Origin of the sequence: Bacillus hominis, assembly GCF_018332515.1 — a bacterium.
GTDB lineage: Bacteria > Bacillota > Bacilli > Bacillales > Bacillaceae_G > Bacillus_A > Bacillus_A hominis.
In genome coordinates this window covers 1-5,605 of sequence record NZ_BOQD01000293.1, presented here as the reverse complement: position 1 = coordinate 5,605, position 5,605 = coordinate 1, and the positions used below count along the sequence as shown (strand labels likewise).

Sequence of the window (5,605 nt, the reverse complement as noted above, 5' to 3'; positions counted from 1 at the left end):
AAAACTCAGAATTTATTACACCTGCTGTAATAAATATATATTTTGTACAGGAAGGAGTGATTCGTATATGCAGGCAGTTTCACAAAAAAATACAGTAGAAACACCGACGATATATCGAATATTATTTGCGATTAGTTTCGGACATTTTTTGAATGATTCGATGCAAGCAGTTGTGCCAGCGTTGTTCCCTATTTTGGAAAAAACGATGAATTTATCCTACATGCAAGTAGGGTGGATTGCGTTTGCGTTAAATATGACGTCTTCGATTATGCAGCCGGTTTTTGGTATGTATTCAGATAAGAAGCCGTCACCATTTTTATTACCACTCGGTATGTTTTCAAGTATGCTTGGAATGATTGGACTCGCGTTTGCACCAAACTTTATTATTGTTATTATTTCTGTTTTATTTATTGGATTAGGTTCCGCAGTCTTTCATCCGGAAGGTGCCCGAGTTGCTTATACGGCAGCAGGGGCAAAACGAGGTTTAGCTCAAGCGATTTATCAAGTTGGAGGAAATACAGGGAATTCTCTAGCTCCTATTTTTACAGCTTTAATTTTCGTTCCGCTCGGTCAAATTGGTTCTTTAGGTTTTACAGCCTTTGCGGCAGTAGGAATTGTATTATTAATCTCCGTATCGAAATGGTATAAAAATGAATTAGCGACTGGTGCTGTAAGAAGGAAAAAGAGAGCTGCGATGGAGGCAGAAAATGCGATTGTAAGTACGCACATTAAATTTGTTATTATACTTCTTGTTTTTCTAACATTCGTACGTTCTTGGTACGGTGCTGGCATCGGGAATTTCTATCAATTTTATTTAATAGAGCATTACGGTTTATCTATAAAAAATGCGCAGTATTTCGTCTTCGCTTTTATGATTGCTGGTGTATTAGGTACTTTCTTTGGTGGTCCGCTAGCGGATCGATTCGGTAAGAAAAAGATCATTGTCTTTTCAATGCTCGGTTCAGCGCCACTTGCGCTTTTACTACCTCACGTTTCGCTTGTGTGGGTTGTACCATTATTTTTATGTATCGGTTTTATTAGTTCAAGTAGTTTTAGTGTAATCGTTGTATACGCACAAGAGCTTGTCCCGGGGAAAGTGGGGATGGTATCTGGATTAATTGTCGGTCTCGCGTTTGGGCTTGGGGCATTAGGTGCTGTAGTCCTTGGGAAGTTGGCTGATATGTATAGTCTTCAGTTTATTATGCTATTATGTAGTTGTTTACCATTAATTGGACTAACTTCATGGTTACTGCCGAATGATAAGAAAACGATAGAATAGGAGATGCGCTATGAAATTATGTGAAAACGTTACAGAATTAATAGGAGATACACCTGTCGTCCGATTATCTAAATTTATTCCAGAAGACGCAGCGAATGTGTATGTAAAACTGGAAATGTTTAATCCATCTCGCAGTGTGAAAGATCGTGCTGCCTATAACTTAATTCATATTGCTGAGGAACAAGGCCTCATTAAGCCAGGTGATACAATTATTGAACCGACAAGTGGGAATACAGGAATTGGTTTAGCGATGAATGCAGCAGCTAAAGGATATAAAGCTATTTTAATTATGCCAGACAATATGTCCAAAGAGCGTATTAATTTATTGAAAGCATACGGAGCAGAAGTAGTTTTAACACCAGCGGAACAAAGAATGCCAGGAGCAATTGCAAAGGCGGTAGAGTTACAAAAAGAAATCCCAAATAGTTTTATTCCGCAGCAATTTGAAAACCCAGCAAATCCGAATATTCATCGTTATACGACTGCACTTGAAATTTATGAACAAATGGATGGAGAACTTGATGCATTTGTAGCAACTGCTGGAACGGGCGGGACTATTACAGGGACCGGTGAAACATTAAAAGAGAAACTACCAAACTTATATATTGCAGTAGTAGAACCGAAAGGATCCCCAGTGTTATCTGGTGGTGTTCCAGGTCCTCATAAACTAGTCGGAACAAGTCCTGGTTTTATTCCAAAAAACTTAAATACAGAAGTGTATAACGAAATTATTCAAATTGCAGATGAAGAGGCATTAACTACAATGAGAAACTTAGCGAGGCAAGAAGGTTTATTAGTAGGGCCATCTTCAGGAGCTTCTGTTTACGCCGCAATTATGATAGCGAAGCGTCTAGGAGTGGGGAAAAAAGTTTTATGTATTGCTCCTGATACAGGGGAACGTTATTTAAGTATGGGGCTATTTGAATAAGAGTGATAGAAGCATCTTAATAGTAAGGATGAAAATCCTCTATTAAGGTGCTTCTTTTAGAAAAATAGAGAATGGGTGAGTGGGGAGAATGACAATGAAGCTATTGAAACCAACATATGAATATAGCGAACAAATTATAGAGTATAGGCAGGCATTTTTACAGTCAGGAGAACAACCACACGGTAGTAGTTCTTTACAAAATTTTGATTCTCTTGATGAATGGTTTAAAAAAGTGAATTTAAAGAAAATGGGAGAAAACTTACCACCCAATCGAGTGCCATCTAGTCAATTTTTAAGTTTTGAAAAAGGAGAACTTATAGGTTCTGTGAATATTAGACATCGATTAAATCCAGAATTATTGCTGGAAAGCGGTCATATCGGTTATAGTGTGCATCCTAATAAACGTCGCCAAGGATATGCGACGGAGCAACTTCAACTTTCATTAGCTGAGGCGAAAAAATTAGGTTTGAACAAAGTGTTAATAACTTGTGATAAAGCGAATGTTGGTTCGGCTAAAACAATTCAAAAGGTTGGCGGTGTGTTAGAAAATGAAGTGATTTCTACTCATACTGGTGAAATTGTTCAGCGTTATTGGGTGGAAATATGAATTGGTGAGATTTGAAAAGGTGTAAGTCGTAAAGGGATTATAAGATGTGGTATTGAAATATATAAATAGAGAGGGATGTTACAGCTTTAGGGGGAAATGAAATGGGATTACTAGAGAAAGCGATAGAAACGTCGGGAATTTATAGGAAAAATCCAAAAGTCGAAGCTATTATTTTAGCAGGCTCTGTAGCAAGAAAGTTAGAAGATGAACATTCTGATATTGAATTACATATTTTATGGTCAGCACCGCCAGAGGATGAGGATCGTCGGGGACCTATTAACAATATTGGTGGAACGATTTTGTCATATCATCCTTACGAGGAAGAAGAATGGTCGGAAACATATTTGACGAAAGAAGGAATTAAACTAGAGATTAGTAACTTTTTAACAGTGACAGTAGACAAGGTTATTTCAGAAGTTGTAGAGCAGTATAATATAAATTATGAGAAACAATGTATTGTATCATCGGTTCATGATGGTGTGAGTTTGTATGGAGAAGTAAAAGTACATGCTCTAAAAGATAGAATTGAAGCATATCCAGAAGAACTGGCGAAAAGGATGATTTCAGAAAATCTTTGGTTAAGCAATCGATGGCATAATCGAGAGGCTCTTTTGGAACGAAAAGATTGGCTTATGCTTTACGATGTTATTTGTGAAGTGCAAAGAAATATATTTGGTGTCTTGTTTGGAATGAACCGAATGTACGTGCATCATCCTGCATTTAAATGGATGTCATATAATGTGGAACGAATGAGTATTAAACCTGAAAATTTATATGAGCGTATGGCGAATACGTTGATAGGGGAACCGGAGTATAGTGTACAGGAGTTAGAAGTGTTAATCGAAGAGATATTACATTTAGTAGAACAATATGCCCCAGAATTAAATATTACTGAACAACAAAAACGTATTCAATATGCAAAGTAAAAAGAAGAGATGTAACAACGAGTTACATCTCTTCTTTTTTTATTTTACTAATTTTCCTAGTACGGGTAATCGTTGAATCCTATCACCGAGAATATGCGAAGCAAGTCCACTCGTTAATACGAATAAAAGATAAACAAGTCCTCCTGCTGCGGCGCATATAAACACAATGATCAGTGATTCTATATAAGATTGTCCAGGAATAATCCAGCTTATAATTGCTCTTAATGCAATTACAACAGCAGACATTGCTGCGGAGTAAATCGTAATTAGAAATACTGTTTTTGCTGTTTCACCAATTTTGAATTTCGCAAACTTAACGATGCAGTACAGCATAATAATATTTGAAACGAGATATCCAAGAATTGTTCCAAGTACAGCACCATGTCCACCGAATAAATGTAAGAGCGGTGTGTTCACCACAATTTTAACGAGAATACCGACTGAGAATGCAATCATTGTTTTTCTTTGATAATCAATTCCTTGTAATATAGCAGCTGAAACTGTAAAAATCGCACTTAATACAGCAGAAGGTGCAAATGAAATTAAATATTGTGATCCACCAAGTGCAATTTCAGGATTTACATAAACCATGCGGAATGCATCATAAGCGATACTAGCAAGACCGAATGCTGCTGGGATAGTGAAGAATAACAATACTTGGAATATCTTTGAAATTTGATCTTGTAATTCTTCGAGTTTCCCGCTTGTAAATGATTTCGTTATAGCCGGAATAATTGTTAATGAGAATCCAGTTGCAAGTGAAGCTGGAATCATAATTAACTTTTGGGCATAGTTCGTTATATAAGCGAAGACTGCATTAGCGGTTTCTAAAGGCTCTCCCATTGCTCTAAGGACATCAGCTACAGTATATTGATCTACTAGCGTATAGAGTGGGATTGCAATGCCTACAAATACAATTGGAATTGCATAACGTAGTAATTCCATATAAATACTTCTTAAAGGAATGTTTGATGATCTTGTTTTTTGCTCACCTTCAGGAGGTTTTAATCCATTATATTTTTTCCAGTACATCATTAACATGGAGACGCTGGCAAGTGCCCCGATAACAGCGCCAAATGTAGCAACTGCAACAGAAGAAGCTACTGAACCACCTAATAGTTTTGAGACGATAAAACTACCGACTAGAATGAAAACGACACGTGCAATTTGTTCTACGACTTGAGAAACAGCACTTGGTTTCATATGTTGAAAACCTTGGAAATAGCCACGTGTAACACTCATAGCAGGTACGATAATAAGTGCGAAACTTAATGCTCGCATCGTAAGTGTTACGTCGGCAATAAATTGTGGATCAGGTGTTTTAGAACGAATAATAAATTGTGATATGTAAGGTGCTCCAATAAATAAAATTAAAAATCCTAAAAAGCCCATAAACAGCATCAATTTTACGCTAGAGTTATATAATTTTTTACTTGTACTATAATCACCGAGCGCATTATGTTTTGCAACAAATTTGGAGACGGCAATAGGAATGCCAGCTGTTGAAAAACTTAATAAAATACCGTACCAAGAGTATGCATATCCATATAAAGCAACCCCTTGTGTTCCGACTAATAATTGAAAAGGGAAGAAGTATATAAAACCTAAAATACGTGAAATCATTGTGGCACCGCTTAATAAAGCAGTTCCTTTTAAAACTTTTGAAGTAGACAAAATTTTTCCTCCTACTCGTGCTGCCTTGCATTCATCGTATACTACTATAAACCTGTTAGAGAAGTTAATACAGTATAAACCATAAATGTTCTAATACTATTCATTTAAAAGTCATATTTTGACTTTTTCAAAGAATGTAATACATAAAAAGTCAAAATATAAGTTGACACTATTTTTAATGTATGATAAAA

General features: G+C 36.4%; 5 protein-coding genes. 4 read left to right on the top strand and 1 reads right to left on the bottom strand.

Going from position 1 to position 5,605, the window contains the following annotated elements; genetic code table 11:
• The first annotated feature begins 67 nt into the window (after nt 1–67).
• The 4 genes from KI356_RS22670 to KI356_RS22655 all read left to right on the top strand — a co-directional run bounded on the left by KI356_RS22670 (nt 68) and on the right by KI356_RS22655 (nt 3,740).
• Nucleotides 68–1,279, top strand: a complete 1,212-nt coding sequence (locus KI356_RS22670; RefSeq protein WP_212936530.1) for an MFS transporter — start codon at nt 68–70, stop codon at nt 1,277–1,279.
• Nucleotides 1,280–1,289: 10 nt separating this feature from the next.
• Entirely contained in the window at nt 1,290–2,207 is a 918-nt protein-coding gene (gene cysK, locus KI356_RS22665; protein WP_212936529.1) for a cysteine synthase A, read from the top strand.
• A 94-nt stretch (nt 2,208–2,301) separates the two neighbouring features.
• Entirely contained in the window at nt 2,302–2,814 is a 513-nt protein-coding gene (locus KI356_RS22660) for a GNAT family N-acetyltransferase (protein WP_128281465.1), read from the top strand.
• A 101-nt stretch (nt 2,815–2,915) separates the two neighbouring features.
• Nucleotides 2,916–3,740: a DUF4037 domain-containing protein gene (locus tag KI356_RS22655; RefSeq protein ID WP_212936528.1), complete on the top strand. Its 825-nt coding sequence runs from the start codon at nt 2,916–2,918 to the stop codon at nt 3,738–3,740.
• 39 nt (nt 3,741–3,779) lie between these two features.
• Here the strand turns inward: KI356_RS22655 and KI356_RS22650 are convergent, their stop codons facing one another.
• Nucleotides 3,780–5,414, bottom strand: a complete 1,635-nt coding sequence (locus KI356_RS22650) for a putative polysaccharide biosynthesis protein (protein WP_212936527.1) — start codon at nt 5,412–5,414, stop codon at nt 3,780–3,782.
• Nucleotides 5,415–5,605 lie beyond the last annotated feature (191 nt).